Source organism: Lentzea sp. NPDC058436 (genome assembly GCF_042721515.1).
Taxonomy (GTDB): domain Bacteria; phylum Actinomycetota; class Actinomycetes; order Mycobacteriales; family Pseudonocardiaceae; genus Lentzea.
In genome coordinates this window covers 640,390-657,856 of sequence record NZ_JBHXLF010000002.1, presented here as the reverse complement: position 1 = coordinate 657,856, position 17,467 = coordinate 640,390, and the positions used below count along the sequence as shown (strand labels likewise).

General features: G+C 71.8%; 14 protein-coding genes. 6 read left to right on the top strand and 8 right to left on the bottom strand.

Annotated elements, in window-relative coordinates; genetic code table 11:
* Positions 1 to 29 precede the first annotated feature (29 nt).
* A complete protein-coding gene (locus tag ACFWN2_RS10545) occupies positions 30 to 992 on the top strand; it encodes an alpha/beta fold hydrolase (RefSeq protein ID WP_382426493.1) in 963 nt (320 codons plus the stop codon).
* Here ACFWN2_RS10545 and ACFWN2_RS10540 read toward each other — a convergent pair.
* The 5 genes from ACFWN2_RS10540 to ACFWN2_RS10520 all read right to left on the bottom strand — a co-directional run bounded on the left by ACFWN2_RS10540 (position 982) and on the right by ACFWN2_RS10520 (position 6,619).
* Positions 982 to 2,454 (bottom strand): amidase, encoded by a 1,473-nt coding sequence (locus tag ACFWN2_RS10540; protein WP_382426491.1) that lies wholly within the window; start codon positions 2,452 to 2,454, stop codon positions 982 to 984. The two genes, ACFWN2_RS10545 and ACFWN2_RS10540, sit on opposite strands and share 11 nt — an antisense overlap.
* Before the next feature lie 4 nt (positions 2,455 to 2,458).
* Entirely contained in the window at positions 2,459 to 3,310 is an 852-nt protein-coding gene (locus ACFWN2_RS10535; protein ID WP_382426489.1) for an alpha/beta fold hydrolase, read from the bottom strand.
* On the bottom strand, positions 3,307 to 4,695 hold the full coding sequence (locus ACFWN2_RS10530; protein WP_382426487.1) for an amidase: 1,389 nt from the start codon (positions 4,693 to 4,695) through the stop codon (positions 3,307 to 3,309). Before ACFWN2_RS10530 ends, ACFWN2_RS10535 begins: the two co-directional genes overlap by 4 nt.
* Positions 4,692 to 5,267, bottom strand: coding sequence for a TetR/AcrR family transcriptional regulator (locus ACFWN2_RS10525; protein ID WP_382426485.1), 576 nt, complete (start codon positions 5,265 to 5,267; stop codon positions 4,692 to 4,694). The genes ACFWN2_RS10530 and ACFWN2_RS10525 overlap by 4 nt, the downstream gene beginning before the upstream one ends.
* 419 nt (positions 5,268 to 5,686) lie before the next feature.
* The gene (locus ACFWN2_RS10520) at positions 5,687 to 6,619 is read right to left on the bottom strand and encodes a patatin family protein (RefSeq protein WP_382426483.1); all 933 of its coding nucleotides are present in this window, start codon (positions 6,617 to 6,619) and stop codon (positions 5,687 to 5,689) included.
* Positions 6,620 to 6,842: 223 nt separating this feature from the next.
* On the opposite strand from ACFWN2_RS10520, the gene ACFWN2_RS10515 reads away from it, so the two are divergent.
* Genes ACFWN2_RS10515 through ACFWN2_RS10500 form a run of 4 tightly spaced genes read left to right on the top strand, consistent with a single transcriptional unit; the run spans position 6,843 to position 11,695 of the window.
* Positions 6,843 to 8,453 (top strand): ABC-F family ATP-binding cassette domain-containing protein, encoded by a 1,611-nt coding sequence (locus tag ACFWN2_RS10515; RefSeq protein WP_382426482.1) that lies wholly within the window; start codon positions 6,843 to 6,845, stop codon positions 8,451 to 8,453.
* Positions 8,446 to 10,017 carry an ABC-F family ATP-binding cassette domain-containing protein gene (locus ACFWN2_RS10510; RefSeq protein ID WP_382426481.1) on the top strand — a complete coding sequence of 524 codons (1,572 nt, stop codon included), beginning with the start codon at positions 8,446 to 8,448 and terminating at the stop codon, positions 10,015 to 10,017. Before ACFWN2_RS10515 ends, ACFWN2_RS10510 begins: the two co-directional genes overlap by 8 nt.
* 33 nt (positions 10,018 to 10,050) lie before the next feature.
* Positions 10,051 to 10,893, top strand: a complete 843-nt coding sequence (locus ACFWN2_RS10505) for a hypothetical protein (RefSeq protein WP_382426480.1) — start codon at positions 10,051 to 10,053, stop codon at positions 10,891 to 10,893.
* Between the two features lie 52 nt (positions 10,894 to 10,945).
* Positions 10,946 to 11,695 (top strand): DUF899 family protein, encoded by a 750-nt coding sequence (locus ACFWN2_RS10500; protein ID WP_382426479.1) that lies wholly within the window; start codon positions 10,946 to 10,948, stop codon positions 11,693 to 11,695.
* Positions 11,696 to 11,744: 49 nt separating this feature from the next.
* Here ACFWN2_RS10500 and ACFWN2_RS10495 read toward each other — a convergent pair whose 3' ends face one another.
* Complete coding sequence (locus ACFWN2_RS10495; protein WP_382426478.1) at positions 11,745 to 12,476, bottom strand: class I SAM-dependent methyltransferase; 732 nt, start codon at positions 12,474 to 12,476, stop codon at positions 11,745 to 11,747.
* A gap of 317 nt (positions 12,477 to 12,793) precedes the next feature.
* Here ACFWN2_RS10495 and ACFWN2_RS10490 point away from each other — a divergent pair, with 317 nt between their 5' ends.
* Positions 12,794 to 14,110, top strand: coding sequence for a cytochrome P450 (locus ACFWN2_RS10490; RefSeq protein WP_382426477.1), 1,317 nt, complete (start codon positions 12,794 to 12,796; stop codon positions 14,108 to 14,110).
* 38 nt (positions 14,111 to 14,148) lie between these two features.
* Here ACFWN2_RS10490 and ACFWN2_RS10485 read toward each other — a convergent pair whose 3' ends face one another.
* Both ACFWN2_RS10485 and ACFWN2_RS10480 read right to left on the bottom strand, forming a co-directional pair.
* Complete coding sequence (locus ACFWN2_RS10485) at positions 14,149 to 16,635, bottom strand: FtsX-like permease family protein (RefSeq protein WP_382426475.1); 2,487 nt, start codon at positions 16,633 to 16,635, stop codon at positions 14,149 to 14,151.
* Positions 16,632 to 17,363, bottom strand: coding sequence for an ABC transporter ATP-binding protein (locus ACFWN2_RS10480; RefSeq protein ID WP_382426474.1), 732 nt, complete (start codon positions 17,361 to 17,363; stop codon positions 16,632 to 16,634). The genes ACFWN2_RS10485 and ACFWN2_RS10480 overlap by 4 nt, the downstream gene beginning before the upstream one ends.
* Positions 17,364 to 17,467: the final 104 nt, after the last annotated feature.

The following is a 17,467-nucleotide window of genomic DNA, read 5'->3' as shown; positions in this document are numbered from 1 at the left end:
GCCAAATCCGGCAACCGCAGCCCAAGCTCATGACCATGAAACGCCTCGTGCTCGCTCTGCTGCTCATGATCACCGCCTGCTCCGCGCCCGACGCCCCGCAGGAACCGCACACCGCCATCACCCGCGACGACCCGGCCTTCCAGAAGACCTTCAGCCACGAGTTCACCGAGGTCGACGGCGTGCGCATGCACTACGTGAAGGGCGGCACCGGCAGCCCCGTCGTGCTGCTGCACGGCTGGCCGCAGACCTGGTACGGCTGGTGGCCGGTCATGCCGGAGCTCGCCGAACGCCACACCGTCTACGCGCTCGACCTGCCCGGTCTCGGCGACAGCACCGGCACGCCGAAGAGCTACGACAAGGCCACGCTCGCCCGCTACGTCCACGCGCTGACCAGCAAGCTCGGGCTCAAGAACTCCTCGATCGTCGGCCACGACCTCGGCGCCGCCGTCGCGTTCCAGTACGCCAGCCAGTTCCCGCAGGACACCGCGCGCCTGGGCTACCTCGACCTGCCGCTGCCGGGCCCGGCGATCGACGCCCGCACCTACCGCACGCTCAGCTGGCACATCGCGTTCCACTCGCAGCCGCAGGTGCCGGAAGCGGTGGTGCAGAACGACGTCCGCGACTACCTGGAGCTCTTCTACCCGCAGGTCTCCTACCAGGGCAGCGCTTTCGGCGGCACGTCGACGAAGTCCCCGTTCGCGGACGACGAGATCACCGAGTACGCCCGCACCTACGACAAGACGCTGAAGAACGGCTTCGAGCTGTACCGCGCACTCGACCAGGACGTCCGCGACACCGAGGCCGCGAAGCCCGTGCAGGCACCGACCCTGGTCATGGCGGCGGAGGGTCAGGCCGAGGCGATCAAGGGCACGGCGGCCCCGCGGATGACTAACATCGTGCGCGCGCTCGACGTCCCGAAGGCGGGCCACTGGCTCGTCGAGGAGAACCCGGAGTTCGTCACCGCGGAGCTGCTGCGCTTCCTCAGCTCATGACCGGGAACCGGTCGGCCCACGGCGCGGCTTCCTCCAGCTGCGCCGCGAGCTTGATCAGCACCGCCTCCCCCGCCAGCGGCGCGACGAACTGGACGCCGAGCGGCAGCCCGTCCGCCGTCCAGTGCAGCGGAAGCGACAGCGCGGGACGACCCGTGAGGTTCGCGAGCTGCGTGTACGGCACCCAGCCCAGGTTGTCCCTGATCATGTCGTCGACGATCTTGGTGTGCTTGAGGAACCGGGCCGTGCCGGTCCTGAGCAACGCGTCGGTCGCCCGTTGCAGCGACACCGGCAGCTCGAACTGGCCGACCTTGGGCGGCGGGGTCGCGAGCGTCGGCGTCAGCAGCAGGTCGTACGCCTCGAAGTAGGTGGTCAGGCGGCTGGTGTGCTCGTGCCGCCGCTGCACCGCGTCCACGTAGTCGACGCTGCTCGTGGCCCGTCCCAGCGCGGCCATGAGCAGCGTGTCGCGTTCGAACGCCATGTCCGGCGCCCCGGTGAGGCGCTTGGCCTCGCCGACCCTCCAGGCGAGGTTCACGAACCACGTCAGCAGGAAGTCCTTGGCCAGCGCCGCGTCGTCGAACGGCGCCTGCGGCAGTTCCTCTACGTGGTGGCCCAGGTCGGTGAGCACGCGGACGGCGGACGCGACGGCCGCGACCGCCTCGGGGTGCGGGTCCGGGTTGATCGCCGACGGGATCCGCACGCCGATCCGGAGCTTTCCCGGCTCCTGTCCCACGAAGGACGCGAACGGGTCCGAGGGCAGTGCGGGCGAGAACGGCCCGGCGGGCTCACCACCGCAGATGACGTCGAGCATCGCGGCCGTGTCGCGGACCGTGCGCGAGACGACGCCCTGCACCGCCGCGCCGTGCATCGTCTCGGCGGTGTCCGGGCCGAACGGCGTGAGCCCGCGTCCCGGCTTCAATCCGACGAGCCCGCAGCACGCGGCCGGGATCCGGGTCGAACCGCCGCCGTCGTTGGCTCCCGCGCACGGCACGATCCCGGCGGCGACCGCGGCGGCCGACCCGCCCGACGAGCCACCGGGGGTCCGCGTCAGGTCCCAGGGGTTGCGCGCGGGACCCCAGGTGACGGACTCGCTGATCGCCTTCGCGCCGAACTCCGGCAGGTTGGTCTTGCCGAAGATCACCAGACCGGCGTCGATCCAGCGCTGCACGACGGTCGAGTGCGCGGTCGCGTTGTGCCCCTTGAGCGACCGCGAGCCGTTCGAGGTCGGCAGGCCCGCGTAGTCCTGGCCGAGGTCCTTGATCAGGAACGGCACGCCGGCGAACGGACCGGTGAGGTCGTCGCCCGGCTCGGCCGGGACGTCCCGCACGATGGCGTTCAGGCGCGGGTTCACCTCGGCGGCGCGTTCCCGTGCCACCGCGAGCAGTTCGGCCGCGGACACCTGCCTGTCCGCGACGAGCCGGGCAAGCCCGGTGGCGTCGTACTTCCGGTACTCGTCGAAGTCCACGCGCTCAAACTAGCTGTTCGACGACCCCGAAGACGGTTTCGCGCACGACCGCCGGTGATTCCTGCGGGATCAGGTGCCCCGCGCCCTCGACGACGATCATCCTGCCCTGCGGCGCCGCGTCCATCAGATCCGCTGTGTGACGGTTGAACAGCGGGCGCCACTTCGTCATGCCGCGCTCGACCAGCCCGGCCTGCAGGCAGACCGTCGGCACGTCTGGTGTGCCCTTCTCCTGCAGCCGGCGTAGGAGTGGCAGTGCGGCCTCGATCTGCAGCGCTTCCCTGCTGCCGGCCTTCATCGCCCGCGCGGTGGCGTAGTCGCTCGTCATGATCTCCACGTCCGCCGCGGAGATCTCCGGCGAGACGCCGTTGCGGAACGTCTGCCGCCTGATCAGCCCCTTGCCGCCCAGCCGGGCCACCAGGGACATGAGGGTGAAGAACCTGGCGGCGACCTTCGCGTTCCTGGTGGACATGACCTCGGCGAGGGTCGCGTCCACGAACACCATCCCCGCCACGCGTCCGGGATGCCGGTCGGCGAACACGCGGATGATCGGCCCGCCCCAGCTGTGCCCGACGAGCACCACCGGTCCGGTCTCGCCGAGCGCGTCGAGCAGCGCGGTCAGGTCGTCCGTGATCCGGTCGAGCGTGCGGTCGTGCGGGTCGACGTCGCTGCCGCCGTAGCCCGCCCGGTCGTAGGACAGCGTGCGGTGGCGGGCGCTCACCTCGCGTTGCGTGTGGATCCAGGACGAACCGGGCGCGCTCATCCCGGCCTCGAAGACGACCAGCGGTCCGGGCCTCTCGCCCGCCGTGACGGCGCGGATCGCCCGCCCGTCCGGCAGGGTGACGCTCTTCTCCCTCATTCGTGCCAGCTCGGTGGGTGGAGTTGGGTCCAGAGCTGTGCGCTTTCCAGCTGTGCGGCCAGGGCGAGGAGTTCGGCGTCGTGGCGGTCGCGGCCCACGAGGTGCACGCCGTGCGGCAGTCCTTCATCGTCCACATGCGACGGAAGGGAGATCGCCGGTACGCCGGCGAGGTTGGCCCACGGCGTGTGGCAGGACCACTTCAGCATCAGGTCGGCCTCGTCGCCAGTGTAGTGGCCGATCGGGACCGGTGCGCCGTTGGTCGTGGGGGTGAGCACGACGTCGTAGTCGCTGACCTTGCTCAGGAACGTGCCGGCGTAGCGGGCGAGATGAGCCTGGGCCGTCACGATGTCGTTGGCGGACAACGTTTCGTTGACGTCGAGCAGGTGGCGGGTGTACGGCCGCAGCAGGTGGATCCGTTCGGGCGGCACCATCAGCCGCGTCACGGCGCCCACCTGGTAGGCGAACCAGGTCAGGATCGCGCGGCTCACCGGCTCGTCGTACCGGGCGGGCAGCGGGATCTCGACGATCTCATGACCGAGTTCCGCGAGCAGGTCCGCGGTGCGCCGCACGGCCAGTTCCGACTGGGGGTCGACGTCCTGGTCGAGACCGGTGTCGGTCCACAGCGCGATCTTGAGGCGGCGGTCGAGCGGGTCACCGAAGGGCCTCGTGCGGTGCCAGCCGTACAGGTCACCGGGCGCCGCGGACGCCATCACGTCCAGCAGGAGTGCGGCGTCCTCGACCGTTCTGGCGATCGGCCCCTCGGTGCTCGCCGAGAGGAACGACGTGGCGGGCGCCGGGCTCACCAGACCCCGGCTCGGTTTCATCCCGACGAGGTGGCAGGTCGCCGCGGGCGTGCGGATCGACCCCGCGCCGTCGCTGGCGTGCGCGACCGGCGACAGCCCCGCCGCGACCGCCGTGGCCGCACCGCCGCTGGACCCGCTCGAATAACGCGTTGGGGCGTAAGGGGTCACGGCCGGCGGCGCGACGTCGTTCTCGGTGTAGCAGGTGGCGCCGAACTCCGACGTGTTCGTCTTGCCCAGCACGATCGCGCCGGCTCGCCGCAGCAACCCGACGGTCCAGGAGTCCTCGGGCGGCACGAACTCCGCCAGCGCCGCCGACCCGAACGTCGTGCGGATCCCCGCCGTCGTCGCGAGGTCCTTGATGCCCAGGGGCAGTCCGACCAACGTCGCCCGCTCGCCCCTGGCAAGGCGTTCGTCGGCCTCCGCGGCCTCGTCGAGCGCGTTCTCGTTGATCGTCACGAACGCGCCGAGCCCGGCGTGCCGTTCGATCCGGTCCAGGTAGTGCCCGGTCAGCTCCCGCGAGCTGATCTCCTTGGCGTTCAACGCCTTCAGCTGCTGGGCGGCCGTGAGCTCGTGCGGCTTCACGGTGTCACGGACGTTCCGGTGAGCAGCCGGTGCACCGACCACGTCACCACGTCGAGCTCGGCGGACGTCAGCGGCCCACCCCCGAACATCCGCCGGTGCATCAGCGGGCCTTCGAGCAGGTTGCCGACGAACGGCAGCTCCGGCACCTCGCCGATCTCGCCGCGCCGCACAGCCCGCGCGATCGCGTCGACCAGCGGCTGCGACCGGCGCGACACGAGAGCGCGGAACGTCCGCTCGGCCTCGCCGTCGCCGCGCAGGTCGGCGAGGAAGCCGACCAGGCCGTCGTTCCACGGCTCGTTCCAGGCCGCGGCCAGGTCCTCGGCGAACGCCCTGAGGTCGCCGTGCAGCGTGCCGGTGTCGGGGTCGGGCACCGGCGGCAGGTAGGCGTCGAGCACGTCCGCGACCAGCCGGACCTTGCTGCGCCAGCGCCGGTAGACGTCGGTCCTGTGCGCGCCGGACTGGGCCGCGACCTGCGTCAGCGTGAGCGCGTCGTAGCCGTTCGAGGTCAGCAGCGACCACGCCGTCGCCAGCAGCCGCTGTTCGAGCTCGGGGTCCCGCGGACGTCCCGCCACCGGCGGCCTCCAATTCGCAACAGGTTGTTGCGAATACCGTAGGCGGTGGGGTGGACGCGCACAAGAGGGCCTCGGGCGAGGTGGTTTGTGGCCGTGGGGCAGCGGCTCACAGCGGCGTGGTGGGTCAACGGTCCCCTCGGCCACGCCGGCCAAGCGGCTCACAGCAGCGTGGCGGGTCAACGGTCCCCTCGGCCACGTCGGCCAGGCGGCTCACAGCGGCATGGCGGGTCAACGGTCCCCTCGGCCACGTCGGCCAGGCGGCTCACAGCGGCGTGACGGGTCAACGGTCCCCTCGCCCACGTCGGCCAGGCGCGACTCACGGCCGTGGTCAACGGTCCCTCGGCCACGCCGGCCAGGCGACTCACGGCGTGGGTCAACGGTCCCCTCGCCCACCTCTGCGAGTCGACTCACGGCCGTGGTCAGCGGCCGACCCCGGCCACCTCCCCGAGGTCGCGCATCGCCGCCTCCACCCCCACGTCCAGCGCGTCCTGCATGACCCGCGCCCGCCGTTCCGTCCGCCCGATCACCGCACTCCCGAGCGGCGGCCTGATCTGCAGGCACGTGGGGTGCGCGGCGAGCAGTTCCTCGTCCTGCGCCCGGATCGCCTCCCGCCCCAGCCAGCTCGCCACCACCCCCGGCGCGTGCCGGGCGAACCAGCGCGACAGCACGAAGCGTTCGCTGCGGGACGGCGGTGCCCCCAGGAACTCGTCCTCGCGCCGCGTCCGCAGGGCCACCACGTGCGTCGCCTTCTGGTCCAGCGCCGTGCGGATCGGGATCGTCTCGCTGAGTCCCGCGTCGACGTACGGGCGGCCGTCGATCATCACCGGGTCGCCCGCGAGGAACGGCATCGCGGCCGACGCCCGCAGGGCGGTCTGAAGGCTCAGCGTGTCGCGGACGTACCCGTGCAGGTCTGCCGCCTCGCCCGTGAGCCCGTCCGTGGCCATGGGGTGGAACTCCACGGGGTTGTCGAGGATCTCCTGGAAGCCCATCGGCACGACCTGCGTGTAGATCGTGTGGACGAGGTGGTGCGTGTCGACGACCGGGCGGCGGGTGAACGCGCGCCTCGGGTTGATCGTGGTGCGCATGACGGCCGGGTCCCACCAGGCGTGCTTGCTGTCGTCGGCGCGGCCGCAGAGCAGCCAGGCCGCGTTGAGCGATCCGGCCGAGCTGCCGTAGACGGCGTCGAACAGGGGCAGCAGACCGAGCCGTTCGATCGCCACGGTCATGCCGCTGGAGTACACGCCGCGCGAGCTGCCGCCCTCGACCAGCAGGACCAGGCGGGCGTCGTCGTTCCGTTGTCCTGGAACGCTTTGCTGACGCCTGCGTTCGCGCAGCAACTCGAGAACGGTCATGCCGGAAACCCTATCTGCGGAGCCTCCGCGACGCTGCTACTGTGGACGGCGAGATCCATTCCGCTCGACCGAGGAGCCCGACGTGCTGGTGGGTGAAGACGACATCTCAGGGTGAGCCCTGGATGTGACAGGCCATCTCTCGCGATGGCCGTTTCGTCGTCCCCTTTTCCACACACGCGCGGCCATGAGTTCGCGCGCGGCACATCCCTGAGGTCTCACACCCATGTCCGACGCCTTCATCGTCGTGTCCTCGTTGTCGTTCTCCTGGCCGGACGACACCCCCGTGTTCGACGGCCTGTCCGTCTCGGTGCCCGGCGGGCGCACCGGTCTCGTCGCCCCGAACGGCGCCGGGAAGTCGACTCTCCTCAAGCTCATCGCGGGCGCGCTCACGCCGTCGGACGGCAGCGTGTCCGTCGAGGGTGTGCTCGGCTACCTGCCGCAGGACCTGCCGCTCACCGCCGGCCTGACCGTGGCCGAGGTGCTCGGGGTCGCGGACGTGCTGCGCGCCATCGCGGCCGTCGAGTCCGGTGACGTCGGCGAGGAGCACTTCACCACCATCGGCACCGACTGGGACCTGGAGGAGCGCACGCGGGCCCAGCTCGACCGGCTCGGGCTCGGTGACCTGGCGCTCGACCGGGTGCTCGGCACGCTGAGCGGCGGGCAGGTCGTCTCGCTCGGGCTCGCGGCGCAGTTGCTGAAGCAGCCCGACGTGCTGCTGCTCGACGAACCGACCAACAACCTCGACCTGGACGCGCGGCACCGGCTCTACGACGTGCTCGACGACTGGCGCGGGTGCCTGCTCGTGGTGAGCCACGACCGGGCGTTGCTCGACCGGATGGACCGCATCGCCGAGCTCGACGGCGGTGAGGTGCGGTTCTACGGCGGCGACTTCACCGCCTACGAGGAGGCGGTGGCCGCAGAACGCGAGGTGGCCGAGAAGAACATCCGCAGCGCCGAGCAGGAGGTCAAGCGCGAGAAGCGGGAGATGCAGCAGGCCCGTGAACGTGCCGCGCGGCGTGCGTCCAACGCGCAGCGCAACCTCTCGAACGCCGGACTGCCGAGGATCTTCGCCGGGAACATGAAGCGCAACGCGGAGGTGTCTGCGGCCAAGGCCGACGGCACGCACGCGGCGCGGCTCGGTGCGGCCAAGTCCCGGCTGGACCAGGCCGAGCGGGCGTTGAAGGACGAGCAGAGGATCAGCCTGGAGCTGCCGCAGACCGCTGTCCCGGCCGGGCGGACGCTGTTCGACGGCTCGGACGTCCGCGTGCGGGAGTTGTTCTCCGGCCTGGACTTCTCGATCCGCGGGCCGGAGCGGATCGCCCTGTCGGCGCCGAACGGGGCCGGCAAGTCGACGTTGCTGCGCGTGGTGCACGGCTCGCTGGAGCCCGACGGCGGCGAGGTGAAGCGCGCCGACGGCCGGGTCGCCTACCTGTCGCAACGGCTCGACCTGCTCGACGACTCCCGCACGGTGGCGGAGAACCTGGCCGGCTTCGCCCCGGCGATGCCGCCCGCCGAACGGATGAACCTGTTGGCGCGCTTCCTGTTCCGCGGCGCCCGTGCGCACCTGCCGGTCGGCGTGCTGTCCGGTGGGGAACGGCTGCGGGCGACGCTGGCGTGCGTCCTGTTCGCCGAACCCGCGCCGCAACTGCTGCTGCTCGACGAACCGACGAACAACCTCGACCTGGTCAGCGCCGGGCAGCTGGAGAGCGCTCTCAACGCGTACCGGGGCGCGTTGGTCGTCGTCAGCCACGACGAGCGGTTCCTGAACGAGGTGAGGATCGACCGCCGGCTGCGTCTCGACGGCGGCAGGCTGGTGGAGGCCGCGCGTGACTGAGGCGTTGGTCGCGACCGAACTGGTGCGCGGGTTCGGTGGCAGGCGGGTGCTCGACGGGGTGTCGCTGACGGCGGCGCCCGGCCGCCGGATCGGGTTGATCGGGGAGAACGGCGCGGGCAAGTCGACGTTGCTGCGCCTGCTCGCCGGCGTCGACCAGCCGGACGGCGGCGTCGTGCAACGGCCTCCGGACCTGGGTTTCCTGCAGCAGGAGATGCCGTTCCCGGACTCGGCCACCGTCGCTCAGGTCGTGGACGACGCCCTGGCCGAGGCGCGGGAGGACCTGGCCGAGCTGGAACGGCTGGGTGCGTTGCTGGGCACCGAGGACGTCGAGGCGGAGTACGCGGAACGGCTGGAACTGGCGCAGCGCCACGACGCCTGGGACGCGGACCGGCGGGCCGACATCGTCCTCAGTGGACTCGGTCTTGCGGACGTCGACCGCGCCCGGACGCTCGGCTCGTTGTCCGGCGGGCAACGACGCCGCCTGCACCTGGCGGCGCTGGTGATCCGGCGGCCGACGGCGTTGCTGCTGGACGAGCCGACGAACCACCTCGACGACGACGCGGCCGCGTTCCTGGAGGAGCAACTCCGCGCGCTGCCCGGCATCGTCGTGCTGGCGAGCCACGACAGGGCGTTCCTCGACGCGGTCTGCACGGACCTGGTCGACCTCGATCCGGCGGTGGACGGGCCGGTGCGGTTCGGCGGCACCTACACGGAGTACCTGGGGCTCAAGCGCGCCGACCGGGCCCGCTGGGAACGCCGTTACGCGGAGGAGCAGGAGGAACTGGCCGAGGTCCGCGACTCGCTCGGCCTGATCGCGGGCCGCGTCGCCCCGAACCGGGCCATGCGCGACAACGACAAGATGGGCTACGGCGTGCGCGCGAACCGCGTGCAGAGCCAGATCTCCCGCCGCGTCCGCAACGCCACGAGACGCCTGGAGGAGCTCGAACGCGCCGCCGTGCCCGCTCCCCCGCCGCCGTTGCGGTTCTCCCCGGACGCGGTGGTGGCGCCGGGCGAGGACCTGGTGTCGCTGCGGCAGATCCAGGTCCCAGGCCGTCTCGCGCTCGACCGCCTCGACGTCCGCGACGGCGACCGCCTGCTCGTGACCGGCCCGAACGGCGCGGGCAAGACCACGTTGCTGCACGTGCTGGCGGGTCGGCTGGAGGTCGGTGGCGTGCGGCGGCATCCCGGCGTGCGCATCGGCCTGCTGGACCAGGACACGTCGTTCGCCAATCCCCGCCTCACCGCACGGGCCACCTATGGCCGTGCTCTGGGGGCCGAACGGATTGCGCAGGTGCCGCTGGAGTCGTTGGGGCTGCTGCACAAATGGGACCTCGGCAAGGCGGTCGGCACGTTGTCCGTGGGCCAGCGGCGCCGCCTCGCCCTGGCGCTGCTCGTCGCGCACCCGCCGCACCTGCTGCTGCTCGACGAGCCGACCAACCACCTGTCGCCGACGCTGTGCGACGAGCTGGAGGACGCGCTGAGGCCGGGGCCGGGCGCGATCGTGCTGGCGAGCCACGACCGGTGGCTGCGGAAGCGGTGGGGTGGTGCGGAGGTCCGGCTGTGAGAAATCGGTGGACGGCCTGCCGATGATGGTCCGGTGGTGGTGTTCGAGTGCGTGGCGTGCGGTGCGGCGCTGACCGTTCCGCTGACGCAGGTCGACACACCCGATCACGCACGGGTTCACCAGTGGGGCAACGGCGTGCTGGAGATGCCCGGCCTCGTTCCTCCCGGCACCTATGCAGGGCACGTCATCGCGCCCGGTGACGTGCGCGGGGTGAGCTGGATCAAGGGCAGGCTCGTCGGCTACTGCTGCGGGATCGACGGTCACGAAGGGCCGAACCTCGCCTGCGGGTGCGGACGGCCGGTGGCGACCCGCGTCGACGACTGCTCGCTCTGGCAGGTGGTGCGGTTCGAACCGGACGCCGTGCGCGCCGTGGGCGACCCGGATCCGGTTCGGCCGTGGGAGACGTTCGACTGGGACAGCGTGCCGTTGACCGACGCGGACCGGTGGTGGCAGGCGCGCGCCGAGATCTCGGCGGCCGTGGCGCTCGTTCGAGTGCTGGCGGTGGCCGCGGACGCAAGCGTGGTCGTTCCTGACGGGCCGCTCGCGGACACCTTCCAGGCCGGGCTCACCGAACGGGGCTCCCAGGGGCCGCGCACCCTGACGCTGGGCCTCGCCGGACCCGGTGAGACCTCCGGGGCGGACGTCCTGCTCGTGCCCCGGCACCCGCAGACCGGTGACGCGTGGCCGGTGCCAGGACGTGTCGTGCCGATCTCCGCCGAGCTGTGGACCTGGCTCGCCCGTGCCGACGAGCAGCCGGTCAGGCCCAGGACCGGCGGCCAGTGGGCGCCCCATCTCGACGACGATCCGCTGCCGCGGCGGCCCAGGGCCGTCAAGCCGTGCGAGTGGACCGTGCGGGACATGTCGAAACGGCCGTGACGGCTTCGACGTGGTTGTGGAAGGACACCCGCACATCCACGGAGGACTGATCATGACCGGACGCCCGCCCGTCACCGACCTCGCCACCTGGCAGAAGGCCCGCGACGAGCTCCTGGTCCGCGAGAAGGCACACACCCGCGAGGGCGACGCGATCGCCGCCGAACGCCGCACGCTGCCGATGGTCGAGTTCGACGGCACGGTCGAGGTCGTCGGCGCTCAGGGGCCCGTGCCGTTCGTGGAGCTGTTCGAGGGGCGCGACGAGCTCGTCGTCTACAAGCACATGTGGTGGGACGGCGCTCCGCACCAGGGGCAGTGCGAGGGGTGCACGCACGTGCCGTGGCACTTCGACGACGCCGCGTACCTCAACGCGCGCGGGGTCTCGTTCGCCGTGCTGACCACCGGCGTGTGGGAGGAGGTGGCGCCGTTCGTGGAGTTCATGGGGTACGCGCAGCCGTGGTACTCCGTGCGTGGCGTGGAGGGGCCCGCTGGCGGGGACATGGGCTACCTGACCAGCTATCTGCGCGATGGCGACAGCACGTACCTCACGTACTCGACGACCGGGCGCGGGTGTGAGCGGGTCAACGGGTCGCTGGGGTTGCTCGACATGACCGTGCGCGGGCGTGGCGAGGCGTGGGAGCGGCAGCCGGAGGGGTGGCCCGAGGCGCGGCAGGCGGGGTGGTTCTGGCGGACGAACGCGGACGGCGAGTCGAGCTGGGGTGAGGACAGCAGGCCGGTGCCGCAGTGGACTCGGCCCGGTGCGACGGCGGTGGAGACGCTCGGCAGGCAGGGCCACTGCCACTGAGCGGTGGGACGGGGTTCAGGTGCGACCCAGCAGCGGTCGCGCCCAGCCGTCAGCGCGGCTTCACCGCCGTGGCGAGGACGCGGCGCTTCCGGTCGAACCCGGCCAGGACGTGCCGCGCCTCCTGCTGCATCGACACCATCGCCGGGTCGGGCTCGGGAACGGCGAGCGCCTCCTCCCACAGTCGCCTCTCGCCCGCCCGCCACGCGGACCTGTCGGCCACCTCGACCTCGGTGAAGCCGGCGGCGGGCAGTTGCGCGGCCAGGTCCAGCTCGCGAATCGGCCCCCACACCTGTTCGTCCACCGGCTCGGCCGCCTGCCAGCACGTGACGGCCAGCCGGCCGCCAGGGCGGAGCACCCTCAGGCACTCCCGCAGCGCGTCCGGCTTGGACTCCGCGAACTGCAGGGAGTCCACGACGAGCACCGCGTCCACCGAGGCGCCGTTCAGGCCCGTCGCGGTGAGGTTGCCCACTCGGAAGTCGCCGCCGCTGCGCTGCCTGGCCTGCTCGACGGCCACCGGCGAGAAGTCCACGCCCACGAGACGGCAGCCGGTGCGGCGGGCGATCTCCATGCCGTAGCCGCCGCGGCCGCACGCCAGGTCGAGCAGCACGCGGCCCGGCGCGAGGGCCAGGAAGGCCACCACCTCGTCGAGGCCGGCGCCGCCGAGCAGGCTGGTCGACTCCAGGCCGTCCGGGAGGCCGAGGACGCGACGCACCAGGTCGTCGGCCTGGGTCGACTCGGCCCTGTCGGCGTACCAGCGGTCGAAGTGCTCAGCGCTCACCATGATCGAGACCTTGCCAGAGGTGGGTTCGTGCCCGTCCACTGTGGCTCGTGTGCAACCGTCGCACGACCGCCGAGGACGTCGGCGCCTTCGTCCGCACGGTCCACCGCGATGCGTGCATCGGCAACCAACGTTGACGCTCCGTCCCGGACCGAACGCCCTCCGCACCGCCCGCCCCGGATCTGATCAACACCTGGACCAAAGTATGACGGCGAGTTAATCCCAGGTATGACGACGTGCGAGCGGTGACGTCGTTATTGTCCGTTCCGTTGGACATCATCAGCTCGTAACCCCCTTTCCGCCGAAGGGACAGCCGCGTCATGTGGGAAGTTCTTCAGTCAGCGACCGACGTCCGGTCGCGCGTGACCGAGTGGATGGGGAAGCGGTTCCTCGCGCACCTCAGCAAGACCGGGTTCGACCTCGAGTCGTCCTGGTTCGTGCCGTCGCGCGTGCTCGCGCCGCTGCGGCGCAACGGCCTCGACCCCGTGCCGGAGATGGCGCGGATGCAGGCCCAGGCACCGCTGACGCGCCTGCCGCTGCCGGTCACGGTGTGGCTGGTGACGGGTTACGAGGCGTCCAAGCAGGTGCTCGTGGACTCCGAGGCGTTCAGCAACGACTTCGGCCACCTGCGCGAGCTGGGGCTCTTCTCGGACGAGGCGCCGGGCGGGCTCGGCTTCAGCGACCCGCCGGAGCACACGCGGCTGCGCAAGGTGCTGACGCCCGAGTTCACCATGCGACGGCTCTCCCGGCTGGTGCCGCGGATCGAGCAGATCGTCGCGGACCAGCTCGACCTGATGTCCATGAAGGACGGCCCGGTCGACCTCGTCGAGCACTTCGCGATGACCGTGCCCGCGCTCACGATCTGCGAGCTGCTGGGCGTGCCCGCGAGTGAGCGCGAGGAGTTCCAGCGGCGCAGCGTCTCGCGGTTCGACCTCGGCGGGGCGGCCACGACATCGCTGTCAGCCGTGTCCGAGTCCATCGTCTACTTCCGGGAACTGGTGCGCGCCCAGCGCCTGAACCCCACCGACGGGCTGCTCGGCGAGCTCGTCCGCAAGCACGGCGACGACCTGGACGACGACGAGCTCGCGGGTCTCGCGGACGGGCTGCTCACCGGCGGGTTCGAGACGACGGCCAGCATGATCTCGCTCGGCACGCTCGCGATGCTGCGCGATCCGGGCCTGCAGGAGAAGGCTCTGGGCGACGACAAGGCCGTGAACGGGCTGGTCGACGAGCTGCTGCGGCACCTCAGCGTCGTGTCGGTGGCGTTCCTGCGCATCGCCCGCCACGACATCGACATCGCCGGGATCAAGGTCAAGGCGGGTGACATCGTGGCGTGCTCGCTGTCCCAGGCGAACCGCGACCGCGACGTCTACGACACCCCGGACGTGATCCTCGCCGATCGTCCCGCGAGCCAGCACCTCGCGTTCGGCTACGGCGCGCACCGCTGCATCGGTGCCGAGCTCGCGAAGATGGAGCTGCGGATCGCCTACCCGGCGCTGGTCCGCAAGTTCCCGGAGATGCGGCTGGCGGTGCCGCAGAGCGAGCTGTCGTTCCGCAAGCTCTCGATCGTCTACGGGCTGCACTCGATGCCGATCCACCTCGGCGTGCAGCCCAGCCCGATCCAGCAGGTCCTCTGACGCCACAGGGGCCACCCGCGCGGGTGGCCCCTGGCGCGTCACTCGCGCAGGCCGATGGTGTCGATCGGCTTCGCGCGCAACGACACCCTCGTGGACACCGCGACCGACACCAGGCCGAGCAGCGCGGCCCCGGCGAGCGCTCCCAGGTAGACCCAGACCGGACCGGCGGGCACCGGCGTCCCGGTCAAGCCGAGCGCGAGCACGCCCAGCGGCACCGCCGCGACCAGTGAGCCCAGCACCGCGGCCAGACCGACCGTGAGCAGCGCCTCGGCCCGCATCATCCGCACTACCTGCCGGCGTCCGGTGCCGACCAGGCGCAGCAGGGCGAACTCGCGGCGCCGCGCGGCCGTCGACATGACGAGCGTGTTCGACACCGAGATCGCGACGTAGCCGAGGATGACGCCGACCGCGACCAGGTTGAGCAGGAACTGGGTGCGCTCGGCGCTCCGGTCCTGCGCCGCCACCCCGGTGGTGACCTGCAGACCCGGATAAGTGCTGGTCAGGGCCTGGAGCGCGGTGGCGTCGGAGCCCTTGACGAGCACAGCGCTGTCCATGCCCGCGTTGGTGTGAGCGCGGGCGTCGGCGGCGGACAGCACGTAGTCGCCGAACGCGAGGTCGTGCTCGTAGGTGGCGACGACCTTCAGCTTCGCCTGCTGACCGTCGGCGAACCAGAACTCGACGTCGTCCCCGACCTTCTTGCCCTCCCAGGACGCGTGCCCGTCGCTCAACGCCACGGTGCCCGGCCGGAGGTCGTTGATGCTGCCCGACACGACACCGAGGTCGACCATGCCGCTCGCCGTGGGGTCGAGGCCGTTGGCGGGACGGCTCTGCACGTCGACGCTGTCGCCGGTCGTGCTCGCGGTGATCACCTGGGTGCGCACCAGCGACGTGGCCGTGCCTCCGGAGATCTTCCCGGCGACCTCGGCCGGCACGCCCGTGACACCGGTGATCACGTGGTCGGCGGTGATCGACCGCTCGGTCTGCTGCTGCACGGCGGCCGTCAGCGTCGTCTGGCTGTAGAAGTTCACCACCGCGAACCCGATGGCGAGCATCAACGGCGTCACGGCCGCGGCGAGCCTGCGCGAGTTCTTCAGCACGTTCGCCGAGGCAAGGTAGCCGCTCACCCCGGACGACCTGGCCAGCACCGGCGCGATCACCCTGACCGCTGCGCCGACCACCCTCGGCCCGGTCAGCGTCAGGCCGATGATCAGCACGAGCGCCGCCATCACCGACATCGCCGCGCCGAGCTGGCCGCCGAGGAACAACGGCACCGCGGTGGCGCCGAGGCCGAGCGCGACCAGCGCCCAGCCGATCGTCAGCCGGACCCTGCCGACGTCCCGCTTCTGCACGGCGGCCTCGCCCAGCGCCTCGACGGGGTTGATCGACGACGGCCGGCGGGACGCGCTCCACGCCGCCACCCGTGCCGCGCCGACCCCGATCAGCAACGCCGCGGCCAGCGGAATCGGGCCGATCGAGAGCGCGAAGTCGTCCGGCACCACGCCGATCCGCGCGAACGCGGCGCGCAGCCCCTGGGCGACCAGGATGCCTAGCAGGCTGCCCAGCACACCGGCGACCACCGAGACGACGGTCGTCTCAACGCCGATCAGCCTGCGGACCTGTCGCGGCGTCGCGCCCACGGCCCGCAGCAGGGCGAACTCGCGGCGGCGTTGCTCGACGGCCAGTGCGAGGGTGCTGGCCACGACGAAGATCGCGACCAGGACCGCGTACCCGCCGAACGAGCCGGCCAGGATCGCGAGGATCGACTTCGTCTGGCTGACGTCGTCGAACTCGGCGGCGCTGCGGTCGGCGCCGGACGAGACCGTGACGTGGTCCCCGGAGAGGGCGGCCTCGACGCGCCCGGCGTCGGCGCCCAGCACGCCGATGGCGCTCACGCGGTCAGGACGTCCTGCCAGCTCGGTCGCCACGGCCTCGCTGAAGAAGAGCGACGCCTGACGTGCGGAACCGGAGTCCTCGGCGACTCCCGCCACCCGGTAGGTCACCGGGGCCGAGCGCACCATGACGCGGACCTCGCCGCCCACCGCGACCCCGGCCTCGGCGGCGAGCGCCGCGTCCAGCACCACCTCGCCGTCCTTCGGCGCGCTCCCCTGCTTCAGGGTGAACGGCGCCAGCACGGCGGAGTCCCAGTTGTGGCCGAACGACGGCCTGCCGGCGAGCGGCTGCCCGTCCGGCCCCACCACGACGGCGGGGAAGGTCTGCTCGGCGACGGCCCGCGCACCCGGCACCGCCGCGATCTTGGCGACGAGGGAAGCGGGCAGGGAAGGCTGTTCGGCGGCGTGCTCGAACGCCAGGACGTCCGCACTCGGCGGCCGCACGATCCGGTCCGCGGTGACCACGACGTCGGCGGCCGCGTAGCGCTCGGTCGGCACGCCGCCGCGCAGGCCGGACTCCATCAGGATCCCGCAGGCCGCGACGATCGCGGTGCCGCACAGGATCGCGACGAACGCCCCGATGAACCCGCCGGTGCGGGCCTTGACGGTCTGCCAGGCGAGGGTCAGCACGCTCACCACTCCCCGAGGTGCGTCATGCGTTCGGCGACCTTCTCGGGCGTCGGCCCCGCCAGCTCGCCGGCCAGCCGTCCGTCGGCCAGGAACAGCACGCTGTGCGCGGCCGAGGCGGCCACCGGGTCGTGCGTGACCATCAGGACCGTTTGCCCCATCTCGTCCACGATGGACCGCAGCAGCCCGAGGACCTGGTGCGCGGTGCGGGAGTCGAGCGCGCCGGTCGGTTCGTCGGCCAGCACCACCTCGGGCCTCGCCACCAGTGCGCGGGCGATCGCGACGCGCTGCTGCTGGCCGCCGGACAGTTCGGCGGGCAGCCGGTCGAGGCGTCCGTCGAGGCCGACCCTGCCGACGATCTCGCGCAGCCACGCCTGGTCCGCCGCACGTCCGGCGAGGCGCAGCGGCAGGGTGATGTTCTGCTCGACGGTCAGCGACGGCAGCAGGTTGTAGGCCTGGAAGACGAACCCGATCCGGTCGCGCCGCACCTGCGTCAGCGCGGTCTCCTTCAGGCCGCCGAGGTCGGTGTCGCCGAGCAGCACGCGGCCGGACGTCGGCCGGTCCATGCCCGACGCGCAGTGCAGGAAGGTGCTCTTGCCCGAGCCGGACGGCCCCATCACGGCGGTGAACGTGCCCCGCCGGATGGCGACGGTGACCTCGTCCAGCGCGGTGACGGCGCCGCCCCCTGAGCCGTACACCTTCCGCACCGCCTGCAGCGACAGCGCGTCTGCCCTCATCACGTTCTCCTTGGCTCGCAACGACTTCTGAGCAAGAACGTAATTTCGGGAGCCGCGCGGATCGATCACGCAGGCTGCCTGGAACGGGGTGGAGCAGGCTCTAC